The 20,199-nt window shown below is 42.3% G+C and carries 18 protein-coding genes and 1 tRNA gene; 10 read left to right on the top strand and 9 right to left on the bottom strand.

What is annotated here, in order from left to right; translation table 11 throughout:
• Positions 1-59 precede the first annotated feature (59 nt).
• The 4 genes from JK188_RS09415 to JK188_RS09430 are packed head-to-tail and all read right to left on the bottom strand — an operon-like array spanning position 60 to position 4,343.
• Entirely contained in the window at positions 60-731 is a 672-nt protein-coding gene (locus JK188_RS09415; protein WP_211888639.1) for a methionine ABC transporter permease, read from the bottom strand.
• Entirely contained in the window at positions 728-1,741 is a 1,014-nt protein-coding gene (locus JK188_RS09420; protein ID WP_211886114.1) for a methionine ABC transporter ATP-binding protein, read from the bottom strand. Before JK188_RS09420 ends, JK188_RS09415 begins: the two co-directional genes overlap by 4 nt.
• Before the next feature lie 3 nt (positions 1,742-1,744).
• The gene (locus JK188_RS09425; RefSeq protein WP_211886113.1) at positions 1,745-3,205 is read right to left on the bottom strand and encodes an FAD/NAD(P)-binding protein; all 1,461 of its coding nucleotides are present in this window, start codon (positions 3,203-3,205) and stop codon (positions 1,745-1,747) included.
• A gap of 4 nt (positions 3,206-3,209) precedes the next feature.
• Complete coding sequence (locus tag JK188_RS09430; RefSeq protein ID WP_211886112.1) at positions 3,210-4,343, bottom strand: CMD domain-containing protein; 1,134 nt, start codon at positions 4,341-4,343, stop codon at positions 3,210-3,212.
• 242 nt (positions 4,344-4,585) lie between these two features.
• Between JK188_RS09430 and JK188_RS09435 the strand changes: the two genes are divergently transcribed.
• Entirely contained in the window at positions 4,586-5,428 is an 843-nt protein-coding gene (locus JK188_RS09435) for a MetQ/NlpA family ABC transporter substrate-binding protein (RefSeq protein ID WP_211886110.1), read from the top strand.
• 157 nt (positions 5,429-5,585) lie between these two features.
• A complete protein-coding gene (locus JK188_RS09440) occupies positions 5,586-6,323 on the top strand; it encodes a cyclase family protein (protein WP_108478557.1) in 738 nt (245 codons plus the stop codon).
• Positions 6,324-6,372: 49 nt separating this feature from the next.
• Here JK188_RS09440 and JK188_RS09445 read toward each other — a convergent pair whose 3' ends face one another.
• Positions 6,373-7,608 carry an SLC13 family permease gene (locus JK188_RS09445; RefSeq protein ID WP_108478558.1) on the bottom strand — a complete coding sequence of 412 codons (1,236 nt, stop codon included), beginning with the start codon at positions 7,606-7,608 and terminating at the stop codon, positions 6,373-6,375.
• A 208-nt stretch (positions 7,609-7,816) separates the two neighbouring features.
• Between JK188_RS09445 and JK188_RS09450 the strand changes: the two genes are divergently transcribed.
• Positions 7,817-8,233: a GNAT family N-acetyltransferase gene (locus tag JK188_RS09450; protein WP_211886109.1), complete on the top strand. Its 417-nt coding sequence runs from the start codon at positions 7,817-7,819 to the stop codon at positions 8,231-8,233.
• A gap of 26 nt (positions 8,234-8,259) precedes the next feature.
• Here the strand turns inward: JK188_RS09450 and JK188_RS09455 are convergent, their stop codons facing one another.
• Together JK188_RS09455 and JK188_RS09460 are read right to left on the bottom strand one after the other, a co-directional pair.
• Positions 8,260-8,631 carry a hypothetical protein gene (locus JK188_RS09455; RefSeq protein WP_249215411.1) on the bottom strand — a complete coding sequence of 124 codons (372 nt, stop codon included), beginning with the start codon at positions 8,629-8,631 and terminating at the stop codon, positions 8,260-8,262.
• Positions 8,632-8,747: 116 nt separating this feature from the next.
• Positions 8,748-8,819 (bottom strand) — tRNA-Arg (locus JK188_RS09460).
• Positions 8,820-9,211: 392 nt separating this feature from the next.
• Here JK188_RS09460 and mlaA point away from each other — a divergent pair.
• Positions 9,212-9,961 (top strand): phospholipid-binding lipoprotein MlaA, encoded by a 750-nt coding sequence (mlaA, locus tag JK188_RS09465; protein WP_108478638.1) that lies wholly within the window; start codon positions 9,212-9,214, stop codon positions 9,959-9,961.
• Between the two features lie 526 nt (positions 9,962-10,487).
• On the opposite strand, the gene fadL is transcribed toward mlaA, so the two are convergent.
• The gene (gene fadL, locus JK188_RS09470) at positions 10,488-11,774 is read right to left on the bottom strand and encodes a long-chain fatty acid transporter FadL (protein WP_211888640.1); all 1,287 of its coding nucleotides are present in this window, start codon (positions 11,772-11,774) and stop codon (positions 10,488-10,490) included.
• 352 nt (positions 11,775-12,126) lie between these two features.
• On the opposite strand from fadL, the gene JK188_RS09475 reads away from it, so the two are divergent.
• From JK188_RS09475 to sixA, 4 genes are all read left to right on the top strand, one after another.
• A complete protein-coding gene (locus JK188_RS09475) occupies positions 12,127-12,423 on the top strand; it encodes a YfcZ/YiiS family protein (protein WP_080675607.1) in 297 nt (98 codons plus the stop codon).
• A 264-nt stretch (positions 12,424-12,687) separates the two neighbouring features.
• Positions 12,688-14,007, top strand: a complete 1,320-nt coding sequence (fadI, locus tag JK188_RS09480) for an acetyl-CoA C-acyltransferase FadI (RefSeq protein WP_132495502.1) — start codon at positions 12,688-12,690, stop codon at positions 14,005-14,007.
• On the top strand, positions 14,007-16,217 hold the full coding sequence (gene fadJ, locus JK188_RS09485) for a fatty acid oxidation complex subunit alpha FadJ (RefSeq protein WP_211886106.1): 2,211 nt from the start codon (positions 14,007-14,009) through the stop codon (positions 16,215-16,217). The genes fadI and fadJ overlap by 1 nt, the downstream gene beginning before the upstream one ends.
• Positions 16,218-16,452: 235 nt before the next feature.
• Positions 16,453-16,938, top strand: coding sequence for a phosphohistidine phosphatase SixA (gene sixA / locus JK188_RS09490; RefSeq protein ID WP_211886105.1), 486 nt, complete (start codon positions 16,453-16,455; stop codon positions 16,936-16,938).
• A 42-nt stretch (positions 16,939-16,980) separates the two neighbouring features.
• Here sixA and smrB read toward each other — a convergent pair whose 3' ends face one another.
• Positions 16,981-17,526, bottom strand: coding sequence for an endonuclease SmrB (smrB, locus tag JK188_RS09495; protein ID WP_036949350.1), 546 nt, complete (start codon positions 17,524-17,526; stop codon positions 16,981-16,983).
• 266 nt (positions 17,527-17,792) lie between these two features.
• Between smrB and hutI the strand changes: the two genes are divergently transcribed.
• Both hutI and hutC read left to right on the top strand, forming a co-directional pair.
• Positions 17,793-19,028: an imidazolonepropionase gene (gene hutI / locus JK188_RS09500; protein ID WP_211886104.1), complete on the top strand. Its 1,236-nt coding sequence runs from the start codon at positions 17,793-17,795 to the stop codon at positions 19,026-19,028.
• 191 nt (positions 19,029-19,219) lie between these two features.
• Positions 19,220-19,951 (top strand): histidine utilization repressor, encoded by a 732-nt coding sequence (gene hutC, locus JK188_RS09505; RefSeq protein ID WP_211886103.1) that lies wholly within the window; start codon positions 19,220-19,222, stop codon positions 19,949-19,951.
• Positions 19,952-20,199: the final 248 nt, after the last annotated feature.

The following is a 20,199-nucleotide window of genomic DNA, read 5'->3' on the forward strand; positions in this document are numbered from 1 at the left end:
AACTAGAGCACTACCCTTTAACAACATTAGCCAGCGCGTTTAAAAAAATAGCCGGAGAATCACTCAGAAAAACGCGCCTTTCTTGCCAAAGTGTCACCAATAAACTGTATTCCTTGCACGATAATCACCAAGGTCACCACCGTAATTGCCATAGCAACATTATCAAAGCGCTGATAACCGTAATTTAGCGCAAGATCACCAACACCACCGCCACCAACTGCACCAGCCATCGCCGTTGCCCCAACTAGCGTTATACTGGCAGCGGTTAAGCTTAAAATTAATGACGACTTGGCTTCCGGTAAAATAAAGTGCCAAACAATTTGCCAGTTGGTCGCCCCCATTGCATCGGCAGCTTCAATAATCCCCGAATGGACACTGAGCAATGAATTCTCAACCAATCTTGCCGTATATGGCGCAATATAAATGACTAAGGGTACAATTGCCGCGGTGGTGCCAATAGATGTGCCTACCACAAAGCGCGTTAATGGGATTATTGCCACTAATAAAATAATAAAAGGCAGTGAACGGAATATATTAATAATAGGGTTAATAACGCGATAAATACGTTTGTTTTCCCAAATTCCCTCAGGGCGAGTAATAACTAATAAAATCCCCAATAAGATCCCGAATAGCGAACCGAGGACAAGCGCAATACTCACCATAGTGAATGTTTCTGACATGGCCAATAAAAATTGTTTACTTGTCAGTGCCGTTTCAAAAAACTCACTCATACTGTCCCCTTATTCACTGCAACGCCACGATGGCGTAAATAGGTTATGGCTTCATCAATATGTTGTTTATCTCCTAACATTTGAACAAACATGCTGCCCAAAACAACGCCATTGATCTCTTTCATGTTGGCAAACAGAATATTGATTTTAATAATATTTTTGATTATAAGCTCATTCACCACAGGCTCTTGAGCCGATTTACCTAAAAACTCTAATCGATACACATCCTCTTGATGTTCAAGCTGATGGAGTACACGCTCAGGAATTTTTTCATTGAGCACAGTACCCACAAATTTTTGCGTGGTTGAATGCTGAGGATTGGCAAAAATATCAAGTACTGTGCCTTCTTCAACAATGCGACCGGATTCCATGACGGCGACACGATGACAAATCTGCTCAATGACTTCCATTTCATGGGTGACCAATAAAATGGTAATTTTCTGTTCACGATTGATTTTTTGCAGTAATGCCAAAATAGAGGCGGTCGTTTGCGGATCCAAGGCAGAGGTAGCCTCATCACACAGCAAGATTTGTGGGTTATTAATTAACGCTCTCGCTATTCCAACGCGCTGTTTTTGCCCACCAGAAAGCTGGTTAGGGTATTGGTGTTTCTTATCGCTCAGCTCAACGTATTCGAGAATGTTATCTACGCGACGGGTAATTTCGTGCTTATCAATGCCGAGTAAAACCAGAGGCATTGCAACATTCTGTTCAACGGTCTTGGTTTCCAACAAATTGAAATGTTGGAAAATCATTCCGATACTTTTTTTATGATCCCGTATTTGCGATGGGGTATGTTCCGCTAAATTGTGCTGATCGACCTTGATGGAGCCACCGGTAGGCTTTTCTAATTGATTGACTAAGCGGATCAAAGAACTTTTACCTGCACCGCTATAACCAATAAAACCAAAAATATCACCTTTATTGATATGCAAATTAATATCTTGTAGAGCGACTAAGGACTGCCCATTTTTTTCATAGATCTTTTGGACATTGTTAAATTCAATCATCCCTTACTCCACATTTTCAATCAGTTGTACACGCTGAGCAGGAGGTAAAGCAGGTTGCCATTCATCACCTAATAACTCGTTTTCTGTACTGGTTTTAACCAACTCAAGGTGCTGCTGCCGATGAGCTAGATATAACTTGGCGGCAATATGATCTGCTAAACGCTCAGCTCCGGTATTGGTACCTGGGATCAAGCCAATTACGGGACCCATGCTGAGCGAGGCACTTAAATTGAAGCAATAAAAGTGGTCGATAAACGGAAATTCGTAACCCGACTTTGCTTGTAATTCAAAGTGTTCACCAAGATAGGGATGCGCGGCAAGTTCATCATTTTCCTCACCTTTAGGTGGGGTATAAACATCTCTCCACGTTTTAATAAACGGCGCTAGGCGATGAAATGGGCTGTGTTTTTGCCAATTCAGTCGGTAGCCAGTCGCTAAAATGAGGTAATCAAAAGAGAAGTCCCCTTGGTTGGTGGAAACTTGCAATTTACTCTCTTTGACGGTGACATCATTGACTTGTGTATTGAAGTTAAAATAAGCATGTGTATGGCGAGAAACACGCAGAGTACTACCATGAGGGGCAGGGGTTTTCGCTTTCAAAACATAGTCAGCATAATGCCATTTTTGCGCATCGGTAAAATACCCATAGGCATTGGTAAAACCGGCACTTCCGGCGACCTTTCCTCGGTTTACTCGCGGCATCTCTTTTGCTCGGATCAATAACTCAACAGACTTAGCACCATGTTCTAATGCAGTGGCTGAACTGTCCATAGCCCCCGCACTGTAGCCTACAACACCAATATCGAGCCCGTTAAATTTCTCATAGTTGCTACCCGCATATGAATGCTCCCAGTATTGAGTTGGAATCTTATCCATAAATTCTGGGATGTTAGGTTCACTAAATGACTCCATACCCGTTGCAATGACAACATGTTGCGCGACAAAAGAGGTCTGCCCATTTGGAGTATCAAACGTTAACTCACGACCTTGAGGGATTAATTTAACATCGACTAATTGGTGCTGATTTAGCAGTGTGGGTGCCGTCATGGTTTTAAACCATTGTAGGTACTCACCCCATTGTAAGCGTGGGATTTTATCGAGATTTTCCCACACATCATCGCCAAATTGAGCTTTAAACCAGGCTTGGAATGTTAAAGAGGGGGATGCAAGAGCAGGACCGACAACCTGTTTAGGTGACCGCAAGGTTTCCATCAAGGCTGGCGTTTGCCAAGGACCTTCTTTGCCTGAGGGCGCTTGGTCAAAAACGATAGCGTTAATTCCCCGTAATTTTAAGGCAAAAGCCGCCGTTACTCCCGACATGCCCGCACCGATAATGGCGACATTAATCTGTTGTTTATCAAGATCTTCATCTGACAACGACCATGAGCTAATCGGTAAATTAAGATACTGCAAATCCTGATTTATTTGCGCCTCTAGAGCCGCTAATCCAATGACCTTATCCATGGTATTACTCCTTATTTTCAGGGAGTTCAAACGGTTCTCCCAATGTCAGCATTAAGCGATTAGCCCATGAAAAAAATGCACTGGATTGAATTAAATCGAGTAACTCTAGCTCCGTTAACCCTAATGAACGTAGTTGGTCGATTTGTTCAACTGAGGCTTGAATAGGTGTAGCTGAGAGCGAAGCGATAAGAGAAACGGCAGCTAAAAGCCTCGGTTCATAGCCTTCAGCAAGCACATTTCCTGCGGGTGTCGCCAACAGTTTCTCGACATCACCGAGATGTTCTTTCGCATACTGGCTAGCTTTGCGCGCATGAACTGAGGCGCAATAAATGCAGCCATTCACTTTACTGACCGCAGCGGCAGCAAACTCTCTCTCCCAACGAGGTAGTCCGCCTGAGGTATAAAAAATACCTCGGTCTATTTGTGTTCGTAGCGCTAAAATTTCGCTTTGATGAGCTAACAGAAGGAAATACTCAGAATTTAATTGTCCATGTTTTTTCAGCGTTTGAGTTTCATCGTCACTTAACGAATTGACATCTCGCGCTGATAACCAAGATTCCCAACCTAATTGCTGTTGTGTAAAAGCGGTTGGTGATGGTTGTCCTAATTGTGTTGTCGTTGCATGACTCCAATTTCCTGCCAAAATTGGAAAGTGTTGGTCTGCTTTATTATCTGAATTCGGATTTTGTCCAATTAATAATTCCAAGCCAGCAACTAAGCGGGATTGATAAGTGACAAAGGTAATTAACTGTGCCAATAAAATAATGTCGGACTCAGACCATCCTTGCTGAATAAATTGTTGCGTTAAAGCGTAATCTGCTTGATTTGGATTGCTGGTTAATACTCGCAGATATTTCTCAGCAAGCGTAATGTCAGGTGTTATTTCGACAATAGGTTGGGATGATAATAAATCAGCATAATGTTTTGATAGTAATACGGAGGCAGTAATTTTCGTCACGGAAAGCGCAAAATAGTATTTCACATTTAGAGGCAATATTTGAGATGGCACAGAAAAAATAGCCTCAAAAGCGGCTTGAGTATTGTCTGTTGCAACCGGTCTTTCTGCACGGGTCTTTGCTAATTCTGAGTCTGGTGTTAGGTTAAGAATATTGTTAATTAAATCAAATTTTACTGTCATAAATAACTCACTTTATTTAAATTTTTTTATCTCCTTCATTACATATCAATCACATCATTATTCGAACTACCATTTTGTTATATCGTTATAACCATTTTGGTTTGATTCATTTTTATATTCATTTCTATTTAAGTTATAACGAACGGATCTAAGACGTTAAATAAATCCTGTTTATACTCCGGTCGATTGGCAATATTAAAAACTGAAAGTCATTAAAAAGTAATCACCATAGGGAATATCAAATGTTCAAACAAAAAATAATAAACTTATCTTTAGTGGCAACCGCAATCATTGTATTGGCAGGATGTGGTGATAATAAAGAAAAAGACAGCTCAGATAAAAAGCAAATTACGATTGGCTTTGGTGTAGGGAATTATATCGACCAAGTCGATAAAGGCATTGTGCCTATTTTAGAGAAAAAAGGTTACCAAGTGACGTTACGTCAGTTTTCACAAAATAGGCAAATTAACCCTGCATTTGAAGAAGGGGCAATTGACGCATCCGTAAACCAAAGTCGCGCTTATATGGATGCATATAACCAAAAAAATAATATTAATATGGTCGCATTGGCCGATTCACCAAGCGCACCGCAGAGTTTACGTTCGAATAAACACAAAACGCTGAATGATGTGCAAGATGGCATGATTGTCGCGCTGTCAAATGACCCCGTAAACGCGGAACGTGGAGCTCGAATTTTAGAGCAACTGGGTTGGATTAAAATCAAACCGAATGTCAGTACGCTCAGCTTTAGCGTAAATGACATTGAACCTGCAAAATATAAGCTCGATATCCGTGAAACAGATGCCGCGCAAGGTTTACGTCTATTGGATGATGTGGATTTTGTAGTAGTGAATGGTAATTATGTGGCGAGTGCAGGGCAGCGTATTGCGGATGGTTTGGTTGTTGAAAATTCACCGCTTGAGCATCGCGTTGTGGTTTCTGTACTACAAAAAGATCTCGACACGCAATGGGCTAAAGATTTAAAAGAGGCTTTTGAATCAAAAGAGTATGCAGATTATATTCGCTCTCAGCGTATTTATGATGGTTTTATTGAACCTGCTGCGTGGGCAAATTATTCTAAATAATATTCGAATCTTCGTTGCCAATTTGGTGAAAAATTGGCAACAGATCGTTTAGAAAGATAGACAAACATCATAGAGTTGGTTATTACCTATTCAGAATAAATAAAAATAGCAAAATAAAATTGTCTTGATAAAGACTAAAACCAGATAGGGGAAAATGATGGCTAACGAAGTTTTAAATGCACTAAAGGTATTAAAATCCAAAAAATGGGTGGATTTAACGCACAGCTTTGATAAAGATTCTCCTCATTTCTTTATGTTTGACTCTGCAGAATTTAAAACATTATTTGGCTACTCTGACGGCTTTTTTGCTCAGCAATTTACCTTTCCTGGGCAATACGGCACGCATATTGACGCACCTTGTCATTTTGTTGAAGGAAAACGCTTTTTACATGAATTGGAGCTGCAAGAGTTAGTCTTACCGCTGATTGTTATCAACCAATCTGAGCGAGCGGCACAAGACCCTAATTTTGCATTTTCTCGCGAAGATGTTTTAGCTTTCGAGCGTGAACATGGGCGAATCGAACCGGATAGTTTTGTAGCACTACGCACAGATTGGCATAAGCGCTGGCCTTCTCAAGAAGCTATGGATAATAAAGACGCAGAAGGTAATAATCAAATCCCGGGGTGGGGTATGGATGCGCTCAAATTTTTATTTGAAGAGCGTGGCATTAAAGCCATTGGGCATGAGACATTTGATACTGATGCAGCGAAAGATTTTCGCCAAAATAACGCGCTATTAGGCGAATATTACGTCTTAGAACAAGATACTTACCAAATAGAGTTGATGGCGAATTTGGATCAATTACCGACTCGTGGTGCTGTGATTTTTAATATTGTGGCGAAACCCAATAATGCGAGTGGGTTTCCTGTGCGCTCATTTGCTATTCTTCCCTGAAAATCCTAAACGCCTTTCTCAGTTAAATAGGCTGAGAAAGGCGTTAGTTTTATAACGCGAATAAAATCCATGCAGTGGCTAATAGCATACAGAGAACGGCAACAATTCCCCCAGATTTTGCAAATTCTGAGAATGAAATTTTCACACCATAAGCCGCCGCTTGTTCCACAACAATAATGCCCGCCAAGCTACCAAACACAAACAAGTTACTGGAAAAACCAGAGCCAAGGACTAATGCGGCGCCTAATGCATCAGCGTTACCGTCAGGCGTTAAAAAAGGCACCAGCAGCATGACAGAGGGGTTATTTCCGACAATAGTGCTGAGAACGCCGGTTACTAAAAATAGAATGAATGGGTTATTGAGTTCAACACCATGAGCGCGTAAATCATTCAACATTTGCTGTGGTAATCCTGTTCCAGCAAATGCCGCGTTGACGACAAATAATCCCATGATTAATAGTAATAAATTCCCATCCACTAACTTAAGCATATCGCTAGATGCAATGGAACGGTTCAGTAATAGGAAACCCGCTGCCGTTAATGCGATTAACTCTTTTGGTATATCACTCACCACAAAAGCCACAATCACGGCGAGTGTGATCACACCGGCTTTAGCAGTTTCCCATGTATCGAGTGGTGTTGGAGGAGAGACCGTTTTAGGGGTATTAGTCGGCTCTTTAGCTAAGTACCAGCGGTTGCGATATAACCACACCAATACCAGCCAGGTGAGCGGTAAAGATAATAATGCCGGTATTGCCGAGGATTGTAATAAGCCCACAAAGGAAATATCTAGCCCCTGTGCCGCGATCATATTTTGCGGGCTACCAATCAGCGAGCCGGTTGCACCGTTGTTGGCGGCAAAACAGAATCCAAGCAGAAACGGAATGGGGTTAAGCCCGCGAGATAGTGTGATGGAGACCAATAATGGTGTCATCGCGACGACAACCACGTCGTTGGTTAACAGTGCGGAAAGTAATCCGCCAACGGCGATCAGTACGGCAAGCAGTGTAGGCGCACTGACTTTGAGCATCGCCACGCGATCGGCGGTCCAACTATAAAAGCCGGAAACCACAAACGAAGCGGAGACCACCATCAAACCAAATAGCATGCCGATAGTGCGGTAATCAATGGCATTCCAGGCATGAGGTGGCGTGATGCTGTCGATGGCCATCATGGCTAATGCGCCGATGACGGCGGCGCCCGTTCTATCAACTTTAAAGCCGGGTAGTTTGCCAAATGCCATGGCGATATAGACCAACACAAAAATAATAATGGTAAGCGTCATATTATTCACATTTTTTCTGAAAGATTAGGGGGATTTTACGGTGAATAAAATTACAGGCAAGATAAAAAATGTTTAGTTTTTAATTAAGTAAATGGTGTCTAACTAGGATATTCGTAATACGATGTTATGTGGACAGTAAGCGATAATTAATTTGTTGGCGGGATGTTTTCTACATCATAAAAATACCGATAAATAAAATGAGGTTGTTATGAAAGTTACAGTTACACATGATATTACCCCTGAAGATAAAGAAGAGTTATTTACTGGTCTAAGAAGCTACAACCGATCTTTTTTGCAAAATAGCTATTTTGGGCAACTTGGTGTGTATAGCAAGGATGAAAATGGGATCATGCAGGGTGGGCTTCTCGCGTCAATTAAAGGTCGATGGTTATGTATTGATTATCTGTGGGTGGATGAGTCAATGCGTAAGAATGGATTAGGTAGCCAATTAATGCACGTCGCAGAAGAAGAGAGTAAAAAACTCGGCTGCCACAATGCATTAGTGGATACCTTTAGTTTCCAAGCTTTGCCATTTTATGAAAAACTGGGTTATGTGAAACAAATATCACTCCCTAATTTCCCTGAATTAGGCATGCAGCGCCATTATCTTTCTAAAGAAATATAACAATCTTCATGGCACCAGTTTATCTTTTAGTTCATGTGAGCTGATGGGTTTGTTGGTAAGGATTGGCTATCTATCCATTGAGATAATATTTGTTTTGCAGTTAATCTCAATGGCGTATTTGTCGCGTTAGACGAATTTAAATATTGCGTAGAATATTCTAATAGATACCCATTCTTAAAAATAAACCAGCGGTCTGTCATTTTAGCGGTGGCTAATGGTTGTTGTTTATCATGATAAACCATTAGCTGATAACCACCCTGCGTCGCTTGCTCATCCGGCATTCCTTCGATTTGCATTACTTGGTTTGATGTCATTCCCGCCATAACAACAGAAGGCGATTTTTCCATCGTACAACCTATCAGAAGAATACCAATTAATAAGGCAAAAAGTGTTCGCATCGTGGTCAGTCCATCAAATAGGGATATAAGCAAAATACTATAGGGGAAGAAGTAAAAGCGAAATAGGGCGAAGAAAGATTGGGAAAGTTCTTGGGGGAGTGCTTAGTGCAGAAATCTGTCCCCTGCAGGAATCGAACCTGCAACTAGCCCTTAGGAGGGGCTCGTTATATCCATTTAACTAAGGGGACATTGAGATGCTGCGTGATAGCGCTTGGCATTTTACTGGCCACCCTCCATTGAATCAAGCTGTTACAGCCAAATTCTCTGCTTTTATCTTTTTTATTCTTTTCTTTGTTGGTTTTTTAAGCATCTTGCGGTTTAGCCTAAAATTATTTCAGATAAGTCTATCTCTATGTTAATGCACTAATTAATGACATTTACTGAAGCAACCCTGGCGTTTGGGGGGATTCGTATGTATTTCTTATGATAAGTTGATAATTAAATAGGTTATAATTATATCTATATGGCAATTAAACCACTCAAAACGCTTAACATGTTTTTCTATTTGCTTTTATGATAAAGCGATTAGTAATAACGATAAAAACACCATGGCAAGGTGGAATAAAGGATGGAGAGAATGATGAAGTTTCGCATAAGTAGCGTTCTTCTCGCGGGAGTTTTAATGGCTGGATGTGCGAGCGTTGACCCAGAAACGCAGCAGCGTTCAGACCCGTTAGAAGGCTTTAACCGAGCAATGTTTAACTTTAACTATAATGTCTTAGACCCATATGTCTTAAGACCTGTAGCCGTTGCTTGGAATGATTACGTGCCAATGCCTGCTCGAAACGGACTCAGTAACTTTCTTGGCAACCTTGAAGAACCGGCCAGTATGTTAAACAGCTTTTTCCGTGGAGAAGTGGAGCAAGGCTTTAAGCACTTTAACCGCTTCTTCTTAAACTCAGTGTTTGGTATCGGTGGCTTAATTGATGTTGCTGGCATGGCAAACCCTCAGTTAGTCAAAGAAGAGCCAAAGCGTTTCGGGAATACACTAGGCTACTATGATGTGGGTTATGGTCCATATGTGGTTTTACCGGGTTATGGCAGCGCAACATTGCGTGAGCAAGGTGGTGATCTAGCGGACGATCTCTACCCAATGCTGAGTTATTTAACTTTCTGGATGTCTGCGGGTAAATGGGCACTGGAAGGGATTGAAACCCGTGCAAGATTACTTGATTCGGATGGATTGCTGAAAAGCTCTTCCGACCCTTACTTAATGTTCCGCGAAGCTTACTTCCAACGTAATGATTTCTTATCAAGAGGGGGAACGCTGCAACCAGCAAATAACCCAAATGCGGCAGTCATTGAAGGAGAGCTGGATTCGATTGATTAATTAGTTGATCGATTGATTTGGTGGGGTTTATCACTCTCTATGTTTTTTTAGACATCAGAGAGTGATAAATAAACTGCTAGTCATTGTCCTGTTTTCCTCGTTGGATGACTGTGTCAATCACGGCACTGACGACTAACACGCTAACAAAGCTGATAGTGAATAATGTTCCCATAATGCCCTCCTATGTTTTTTCCATGATTTTCCTCAGATGGTAGCTTAGTGAGCAACTCTACTGCTTCTTCATGTCAAAAAAATGAAGGGCAGCATTGCAGTTAAAAATCGATATCAAAATGATTGAGTGGATATTTATGACTGGGATCAGTACATGAATAAGCCGCGGGAATGTTTTTAACAATAAAATAACATCGGGCTATAATTAATATATAAATCTGTACAAAAAAAAGTCAAGAAAAAATTTGGCTTGAGGATGATTTTTCTGCGAAGAGCATAAAAGGAAAGTAGGGGAAGGAAGAGATAGAAAAGGGAGATATCAGGGGAGAAAACTCCCCCGATAAGATATAACTGATTAGAATGTATAGTTAAAGTTAACGCCGTATAACCATGCAGAGCCTTCAGATTTAAAGCGAACCTCAGAGGTTGGATCTTTTTCGTTTAATCTTTCGTTGATATTAACTTTCTTACCGTGCATATAAGCAATACCTAAGTCCACAGAGGCATCTTTGTTAAATGCATAAGTGGTACCCGCGGTCAGCCAGTAGCGGTCTTGGTCTGGAATTGAGATTGAACGATATTTAGATGGCACTGGGCTTTCATCGTATGCGATACCGGTACGGAAGGTCCAATTATCATCATAGTAGTAGGTAGTACCTAATGCTAAGCGCCATGCATCATCAAAATTTTCTGCTTTATGGAACAGTTCATTACCGTTGCTTTTTTGGTAAGCAGTTAAGTCTTTAAAGGTGCTCCAGCCAGTGTAAGAAACGCTATAGTGCAACGCCCACTTAGGATCGACTTTATGGTAGCCCGAGAACTCCCAGATATCTGGTAGGTTAAGATTTAAGGTTCCTTTAACTGTCTCGCCACCCATAGGATTTAACGGGTTCAGTAATGGGTGCTTAGGAAGATCATTCGTATATTTACCGTCTTCAAATTTCACCTTTACTTTTGAACGGTAAGTAAAGCTTAAGCGGTTATCTTGGTTGATTTCATATAGCAAACCGGCGTTCCAACCATATCCCCAATCATCACCTGTTAATTTAGCTGCAGTTGTGCTTGGAGTAACACCTAGAGGTGGAATACTTCTTCCCATATGACGGGTGATTTCAGCATCGGCATAAACAGCATTAGCGCCCACACCGAAACTGAAATTATCATTAATACGGTATGCACCACTTAAATTCAAGTTAACGGTTTTTAAGTCGGTTTTCCCACCAATAGGGCCCGCTGCATAATCTTTGTGGAAGTCAGTAGAAAGGCCAAAGTTAGTGGTCATTGAAGTACCAACTGCCCATTTATCATTAATTGGGAAGATAAAGTGTGCGTTAGGTACAACTGCGTTAGGGGCGATATTGTTGGCAGTATATTTATCGTCGTCACGGCCTTTAATATCAACAGTTGGATCGATATAGACCGCACCAATCGACATGGTTGGTCGATCAAATAACATCATTGCAGCTGGGTTGCGGCTGCCTTCACTTGCGTTGTCGCCGACGGCTCCTGCGCCTGAAAATGCACGTCCTAAGGCTGAGGTTGAATATTCATTCAGCAAAAAACCAGCTGCGCTTGCATTGGAAGAAATAACAGCCACTGCGATTGCTAAAGCTGATCGAGCAAATAGGTTTTTCTGGTTCATGACCAAAACCCTCTTGTATGTTTTATTTAAATAAGCGACTTCTATCGCAAGAAGCGCTGAATTGTAGGGTCGCTTGCCTCTACGACAAATCAGACCAGTTCAATGAGTATAGGTCTGACCACTGGGTATGTTGCAAGGTTGTTTTGTTTTTGTGCGATTTTTCTTTTCGAAAATGCGATGTAATTAACAAAATGGCAACATTCGCATGAGCTTAACGAGTAATAAGTGCTCATATAAGGAGCTAGATCAAACTTATATTGAATTCTTAGCAACTAAATTTGATATCACTAGTGTTTGGCACTTTTTCAGCGTTATGATACTTACTTAACAGTTTGTTCATTGGGAGAATAAAATGACTGATGCGATTAAACGTTGTAGCGCGGATGAAACAGCTGCGTGCTGCTGTGTAGATGTGGGTACAGTTCTGGAAAATAAAGATTGCACCGCATCGTATCAGCATGTTTTTGCGACTCAGCAAGAAGCTGAAGCGATGCTGAAAACACTCACAGAAAAAGCCAAATCTGTTGAGTCAGAACCGTGTGAAATTGCTCACTCAATCAACCCCGTTGCGGGTGGTGTAGAGTTATCGGCTCACTTTACATTTAGCTGTGAAGCAGAAAGTCTGATTTTCCAATTAGGCTTACGTTAATCAAACGTTTGAATTCCTTTTTGAAGCCCATTAACTCTATTATTTCGCGGATGCGTCATTTTTAGAAGTGAATGGGTTTTTTATTACTCAAAACTTACCTAATTTCCCCTCTTTATTGCCAATTAATTGTAACTTGTGTGTGAGCTCGCATTTTTTATCGACGCTGATTGATAAATGTGAAGAATATGTTAACAATCGATACAGGTCAGACCTCTTAATTTAATCACAACAATTCTACTTATTTTTCTTTTAGCAGGAGCGACCATGAATCAACTCTCCCACCATGGCGATAATAAGCATGCCACAAAAGAAAGGATTGCTATCGTTAGTGGATTACGTTTGCCTTTTGCTAAGCAATCTACCGCTTATCTCAATATTCCAGCCGTGGATTTAGGCAAAACCGTCGTTGCAGAACTATTACATCGTAGTGATATTGACCCGTCGATTATTGAGCAATTGGTTTTTGGACAAGTGGTTCAAATGCCTGAAGCACCTAATATTGCGAGAGAAATTGTGTTGGGTACGGGTATGAGCGTATCGACGGATGCTTACAGTGTTTCTCGCGCCTGTGCGACCAGCTTTCAAGCGATTGTGAATGTCGCGCAAAGCATGATGGTGGGGGATATTTCCGTGGGTGTCGCGGGTGGCGCAGATTCATCCTCTGTGCTGCCTATCGGCGTATCAAAAAAGCTCGCAGCCACACTATTGGCGCTAAGCAAAGCCAAATCATTTGGGCAAAAATTATCGCTTATCAGTAAATTACGCCTGAAAGATTTAGCGCCAGTTGCACCTGGTGTCGCGGAATACTCCACTGGATTACGCATGGGAGACACCGCCGAACAGATGGCGAAAAGTTACCATATTAGCCGTGAGCAACAAGATGAATTAGCCCATCGTTCTCATTTGCTGGCTGCCAAAGCTTGGAAAAGCGGGGTGTTAGAGCAAGAAGTGATGACCGCATATATGCCACCTTACAAGCAGGCATTCTCGCAGGATAATAACGTGCGTGAAAATTCCGTGCTCGCTTCTTATGCGAAACTCAGACCTGCCTTTGATAGAAAACACGGTAGCGTTACCGCAGCCAACAGCACGCCATTAACGGATGGGGCGGCTGCTGTGTTGATGATGACCGAATCTCGAGCAAAAGCATTAGGTTATACCCCGTTAGGGTACATCAAAAGTTATGCTTTCTCGGCAATTGATGTGTGGGAAGATATGCTACTGGGACCATCCTATGCCACACCGATTGCCTTACAAAGAGCAGGGCTTTCTCTGCAAGATTTGACTTTAATTGATATGCACGAAGCGTTCGCAGCTCAAACACTCTCCAATATTCAAATGTTTGCCAGTCAAAAATTTGCCCAAGAAAAGCTTGGCTTGTCGAAGGCGATTGGGGAAATTGATATGGACAAATTTAATGTGCTGGGCGGTTCTATTGCTTATGGTCATCCTTTTGCCGCGACAGGGGCGAGAATGGTGACTCAAACATTGAATGAGCTACGTAGACGCGGTGGTGGATTTGGGCTAACGACAGCTTGCGCGGCGGGTGGGCTTGGTGTGGCAATGATTTTGGAGGCGGAATAATGACGCAACATTCAGCAGTCATCACAGAACCTGCATTCACGTTAAAGGTAGTAAATGGCAATGTTGGGGTGATTTATATTGATGTTCCTAATGAAAAAGTGAACACCCTAAAGGCGGAGTTTGCGCAGCAATTTCATGCCATTTTACAGCAAGCACAATCGACATCTGGTCTGAAAGGCTTGGTGATCACCTCCGGTAAAAAAGACAGTTTTATCGCGGGCGCAGATATTAGCATGATAGCTAACTGCACCAGCAAAGAGCAGGCGAGTGAGCTATCTAAGCAGGGGCATACTCTGTTCGATAAGATTGAAAATTATCCGCTGCCGATTATTGCGGCTATCCACGGCGCTTGCCTAGGTGGTGGCTTAGAGCTAGCGCTCGCTTGTCATGCGCGCATTTGTTCTGATGACGATAAAACCAAACTGGGTTTACCTGAAGTGCAGCTAGGGTTACTGCCAGGATCTGGCGGCACTCAGCGCTTGCCGCGTTTAATTGGGATCCCAAATGCCTTAGATATGATGCTGACAGGACGCCAATTAAAAGGCAAACAAGCGTTAAAAATGCGATTAGTCGATGACGTAGTTCCGGTTTCGATTCTACTGGACACGGCGGTTGAGCTGGCGCAGAAAGGGGGCGTAAAACGTAAACCTCTCCCTTGGCAACAGCGTTTACTCAGTAGCAAGTTATTGCGTAATAAAGTTTTCTCCAGCGCGAAAGAGAAAACATTAAGTAAAACCCAAGGACACTATCCGGCACCAGAAAAGATTATTCAGGTGGTGAAAGCGGGTATGAATAGCGGGCTAAAAACGGGATTCGCCGAAGAAGCCAAAGCGTTTGGTGAACTGGCGATGACACCAGAATCTGCCGCATTACGTAGTTTATTTTTTGCCTCTACCGCATTGAAAAATGAAACTGGGGCGGATGCTAAACCAAAAACTATCAAACAAGTGGGTGTGCTTGGTGGTGGCTTGATGGGCGGCGGGATCGCTTATGTGAGTGCGGTATTGGGTAAATATCCGGTACGCATTAAAGATATTTCGGACAAGGGTATCGCTCAAGCTCTGCGTTATAGCTGGGATCTGCTTTCTCAGCGAGTGAGTAAAAGGCGCTTACCGCCTCGGGAGCGGGATGCGATTATGGCTCGAATCTCGGGAACATTGACCTATCAAGGATTAGAGTCAGCAGACATTGTAGTGGAGGCTGTGTTTGAAGATCTGGCACTGAAACGTAAAATGGTGCAAGAAACCGCAAAAATGTCAGATGGCAAAGCGATTTTTGCCTCAAATACCTCTTCGTTACCTATCCATCGTATTGCGGAAGGTAGCCCTCATCCAGAGAAAGTGATTGGGCTGCACTATTTTAGTCCTGTGGATAAAATGCCGCTGGTGGAAGTGATCCCTCATCAGCAAACGGATGCCACTACTATCGCAACCACGGTTGCCTTTGCTAAGCGCCAAGGTAAAACAGCCATCGTCGTTGGTGATGATGCGGGCTTCTATGTGAACCGTATTCTGGCACCTTATTTGTGTGAAGCTGCTCAATGTCTTGTGGAAGGCGAGGCGATTGACCATATTGATAAGGCATTAGTGAAATTTGGTTTCCCTGTTGGACCTTTCCATCTACTTGATGAAGTGGGTATTGATGTTGGAACCAAAATTTTACCGATTCTCGTTGAACGTTTTGGCAACCGCTTTAAAGCCCCTGACGCTCTCGACAAAGTGGTCAACGATGACCGTAAAGGGAAGAAAAACGGTCGTGGTTTTTATGTTTACGGGCAGCCAAAAAGTAAGCTGGCTTTCTGGAAAAAATCCACAAAACGTCAAGTTGACCAGGGTATTTATTCACTGATTAACATTCACCCCTCAACGTCAACGAACCAAACGGATATTGCTCAACGCTGCGTTATGTTAATGCTCAATGAGGCTGCACGTTGTTTAGATGAGAAGATTATCCGTAGCGCGCGAGATGGGGATATTGGTGCGGTATTTGGAATTGGTTTCCCGCCATTCTTTGGGGGGCCTTTCCGTTATATGGATAGCCTTGGCCTCAGTAAAACCGTGGAAACGTTGCAACACTTAGCGGAAAAACATGGTGATAAGTTTGTGCCATGCGACTTATTGATTGAAATGGCACAGTCTAATCGCACGTTTTATCCGGTGAATGATCATGAAAAAAATGCATCTTCAGCGGAAGAAAATAGTGATATTTAATAAGCGATAATCGCTGTCTAATCAACCTGATGCCACAGTTAAACGCTGTGGTTATCAGGTTTTTTTATGGCTGAATGACAAAAAATGTCAGTAAAAAACAATGTAAATCATTTTATTTGCAACGGGTTTGTTGCAGAATCTCTCCTCACCCCAACTGATGGTTATCTTTAACAATAATTATCTTAACAAAAAGACCCGCATTCTCCTGTGGAGACTGCGGCACAGATGGTGGATTATGCAAGTTTATATTATGCGTCACGGTGATGCTGCAATTCAGGCGGCGAGTGATTCAGCGAGACCATTAACCCAAAAGGGAAAAGATGATTCGGTACTGATGGCGAAATGGCTGCAAGCCCGTCAACCTCAAATTGATATCGTATTAGTGAGCCCCTATTTACGTGCAGAACAGACATTACAAGTAATGCGAGAGGAATTATCGCTGCCAGCGCAAGTGCAAATTATGGAAGGGCTAACCCCCGGAGGAAATGCGGATTGGGTTGCCTCTCAAATTCGAGATTATGCATTTAGTGGTGCCAAGGCAGTTTTGGTGGTTTCGCATCTGCCACTGGTTGGTTATTTGGTCTCGGAGCTATGTCCCCACGAAGCACCGCCAATGTTCACGACATCGACGATTGCATGCGTTGAGGTGGATACTGAGCAGATGAAATGCCACTTAGAATGGATGCTCAGCCCATCGCAGATTTCGTTGACCCAATCTTAAGTTTAAGCATCCTAGGGGATGAAAACTGAACGAAGTGAGTGCTTAACGGCGAGCACTCTCAGTCGTTTCAATTAATAATAGCAGCGAAGCATTGCCACCCCACTCTTTAGGGGCTTGGTGAAAAGCGACAATATCAGGATGTTGGGCAAGCCATAGAGGTGTTTGCTGCTTCAAAATATGCTTACCGTGTCCATGCATAATGCAGGCACAATGGACATTTTCCCGCTTACAGGCTGCAATTAACGCGCCAATTTCTTGTTTCGCTTCCATTTGGGTTAACCCATGGAGATCCAGAAATAACTCCGGCACATAGTCTCCACGACGTAATTTTTTCAGCTCATACGGGTTGGCATCTGGTCTTAAATAACGAGTAGGACCTTCATTATCTAGTTGTGGTTGAAATTCATCAGAAAAATAAAATGAAGCATCCACTTGTTCTTGCTGAACTTTTTTACTGGATGGTTGAGTGACTTTCGCACGAATAGGGGCATGCACTATTTGGTCTTGGTGAATTTTCTTAGCACCTTGAATAGCGTCTTTAAAGAGATTGATGTCGCCGTCTTCTAAGGCGAATTTATTTTTAGTCATTGTTTATAAATCAATTGTTAATAAATGATGCTTTCTTGGATGGGCAAAACAGAACCCACAAAACGGAGCGTAGTGTAACCCATTTTTCCCATGAACAGTTATCATAGAATATTTTTAGCGCTACGTAACAAATTTATAACTTTTACGAGAGTAAACATTGACAACAGACCGATAAGTAGTCTAATTGTATATACATATCTATACGTTTATATCTGTACCTTTCATATTTGAAGCCGAATCGGGTTTCTGCTGCCATGGGATGATTTATGTTATTTAAAGCACACGCAAATGATGTGATCTGGCGTAACGGGCGGATCGCCACAATGAATAGTGAACTTGGAACGGCATATGGGTTATTGGAAAATCACGATTTAATCATTCGTGGTGAGCAGATCATTGCCATTCACCCAAGCGACAAAGTTGATGCCAACGGCTGCCACATCATTGATGTTGAAGGTCGCTTAATCACGCCGGGACTAATTGATTGCCATACCCACTTAGTGTTTGGTGGTAACCGAGCCGCAGAGTGGGAACAACGTATGAATGGCGTCTCCTATGAAACAATTAGCGCACAAGGTGGCGGAATCAATTCTACCGTTCACTCCACACGAGCTATGAGTGAAGATGGGTTATATGAGGTGTCGAAACCGCGTTTAGAAGCGTTGATTCGAGAAGGCGTCACCACCGTTGAAATGAAATCGGGTTATGGTTTAGATCTTGCCAACGAAGAGAAACAACTGTCAGTGGCAAAACGATTATTTGCAGCTTATCCGATCGACGTGAGCTCGACATTACTTTCCGCGCATACAGTTCCGCCAGAATATAAAGGTAAAGCTGACGATTATATTGACCTTATTTGCGATGAAATTATGCCGCAGCTATGGAAAAAAGGGCTATTTGATGCCGTGGACGTGTTCTGTGAAAGTGTTGGCTTTTCTCTTAAACAAAGCGAGAAGTTATTCTTAGCAGCGAAAAAACTAGGAATTCCAGTAAAAGGACATGTGGAGCAACTCTCTAATTTAGGGGGAAGTGAGCTGGTGGCAGAATTTAACGGGCTATCAGTCGACCATATTGAATACTTAGATCTCCAAGGTATTCAAGCCCTCAAACGCAGTGGAACCGTGGCAGTATTATTACCCGGTGCGTTCTATTTTTTACGTGAAACCAAACTACCGCCGATTGAATTATTACGCGAAAACCAAGTACCTATGGCCATCTCCACGGACTTTAATCCAGGTACCAGCCCATTTGCCTCACTGCGTATGGTGATGAATATGGCGGCGGTATTATTTAGATTAACCCCTGAAGAAATTTGGGCAGGAGTGACACGCCATGCAGCAAAAGCATTAGGGCGAGAACATAGCCTTGGGCAATTACGCGTCGGCTATCAAGCTAACTTTGTGGTATGGGATGCCAAGGATCCGGTAGAAATGATTTATGAACAGGGCAGCAATCCATTAAATCAGCGTGTTTATCAAGGAAAAGTCACCCATAAAAATTAATGGTTTATTTTAGTTAAAATAGAAAAAGTGTTTCTGTTTTTCAGGTTATAATATTATTTGCTCATAAAATTCTGATGTATTCATAAAGTTCTGATTGCTGCCTAGGAATATCATCTCCACTATAGGCAGTAATTATTTTGATAAATTTTCAATGTTGACGACTCACACACATTACTTATTTGGAAATAAACGTGACAGCCGAAAAAAAACCGAAGCTGAAAACTCCTGTTCCATTGTATTTGCAAGTTAAGCAGTCAATTATTGAAAAAATACAAGCAGGAGAGTGGCAAGCCAACGACCGTGTGCCTTCAGAAGCCGAGTTAGTTGTGCAGTTTGATTGTAGCCGAATGACGGCAAACCGAGCCTTACGGGAGCTTACCGCTGAAGGGTTATTGGTGCGTCTTCAAGGGGTTGGCACCTTTGTTGCCGAACCTAAAGGGCAATCCGCTTTGTTTGAAATCCACAGCATTGAAGATGAGATCCTAGCCAGAAATCACCAATACAGCTGCAAAATTAATAAATTAGAGCAAGTCAGTGCATCAGTCACACTGGCAAAAGAGTTAAATATTTCCCCAGAAACGCCGGTTTATCATTCCGTGATTGTCCATTTGGAGAATGATATTCCTGTGCAAATTGAAGATCGTTTTGTGAATGCGCTGGCAGCACCGGATTATCTGGAACAAGACTTTCTGACCATCACTCCCCACGATTATTTATCCCGTGTTGCGCCGTTGACTCAGGGTGAGCATATTGTTGAAGCGGTAGAGGCGGATGACCGCAGTGCTCGGCTTTTGCAAGTGCATGTGGGCGCATCCTGCCTGCAAATTACCCGCCGAACATGGTCACAAAGCCATATCGTGACCAGTACGAAGTTATTGTTTCCCGGTCATCGATATAAACTGAAAGGCAGTTTTTCTTCCTAGTGGTATGAAATAAGACCATTCCGTCGACATGAGCGCAGCCATTATGGCTGTGCTGACCTCTATCATCCCTAAGATAAATGTAAAATAACTGTGAACTAAATGTGATCTGGTAGGCAGATTTAGAATAAAAAAACATCAGTAAAATCAAAGGGTGTTTTTTTATTTCATTGTTTTTAATGAATAATATTTTTCGTTAGAGTCTGTTTTAGTCATCACAATTGTTAAAAAATAAATTGATTGTACATGTA

It is taken from the genome of Providencia sp. JGM181 (genome assembly GCF_018257375.1).
Taxonomy (GTDB): domain Bacteria; phylum Pseudomonadota; class Gammaproteobacteria; order Enterobacterales; family Enterobacteriaceae; genus Providencia; species Providencia lanzhouensis.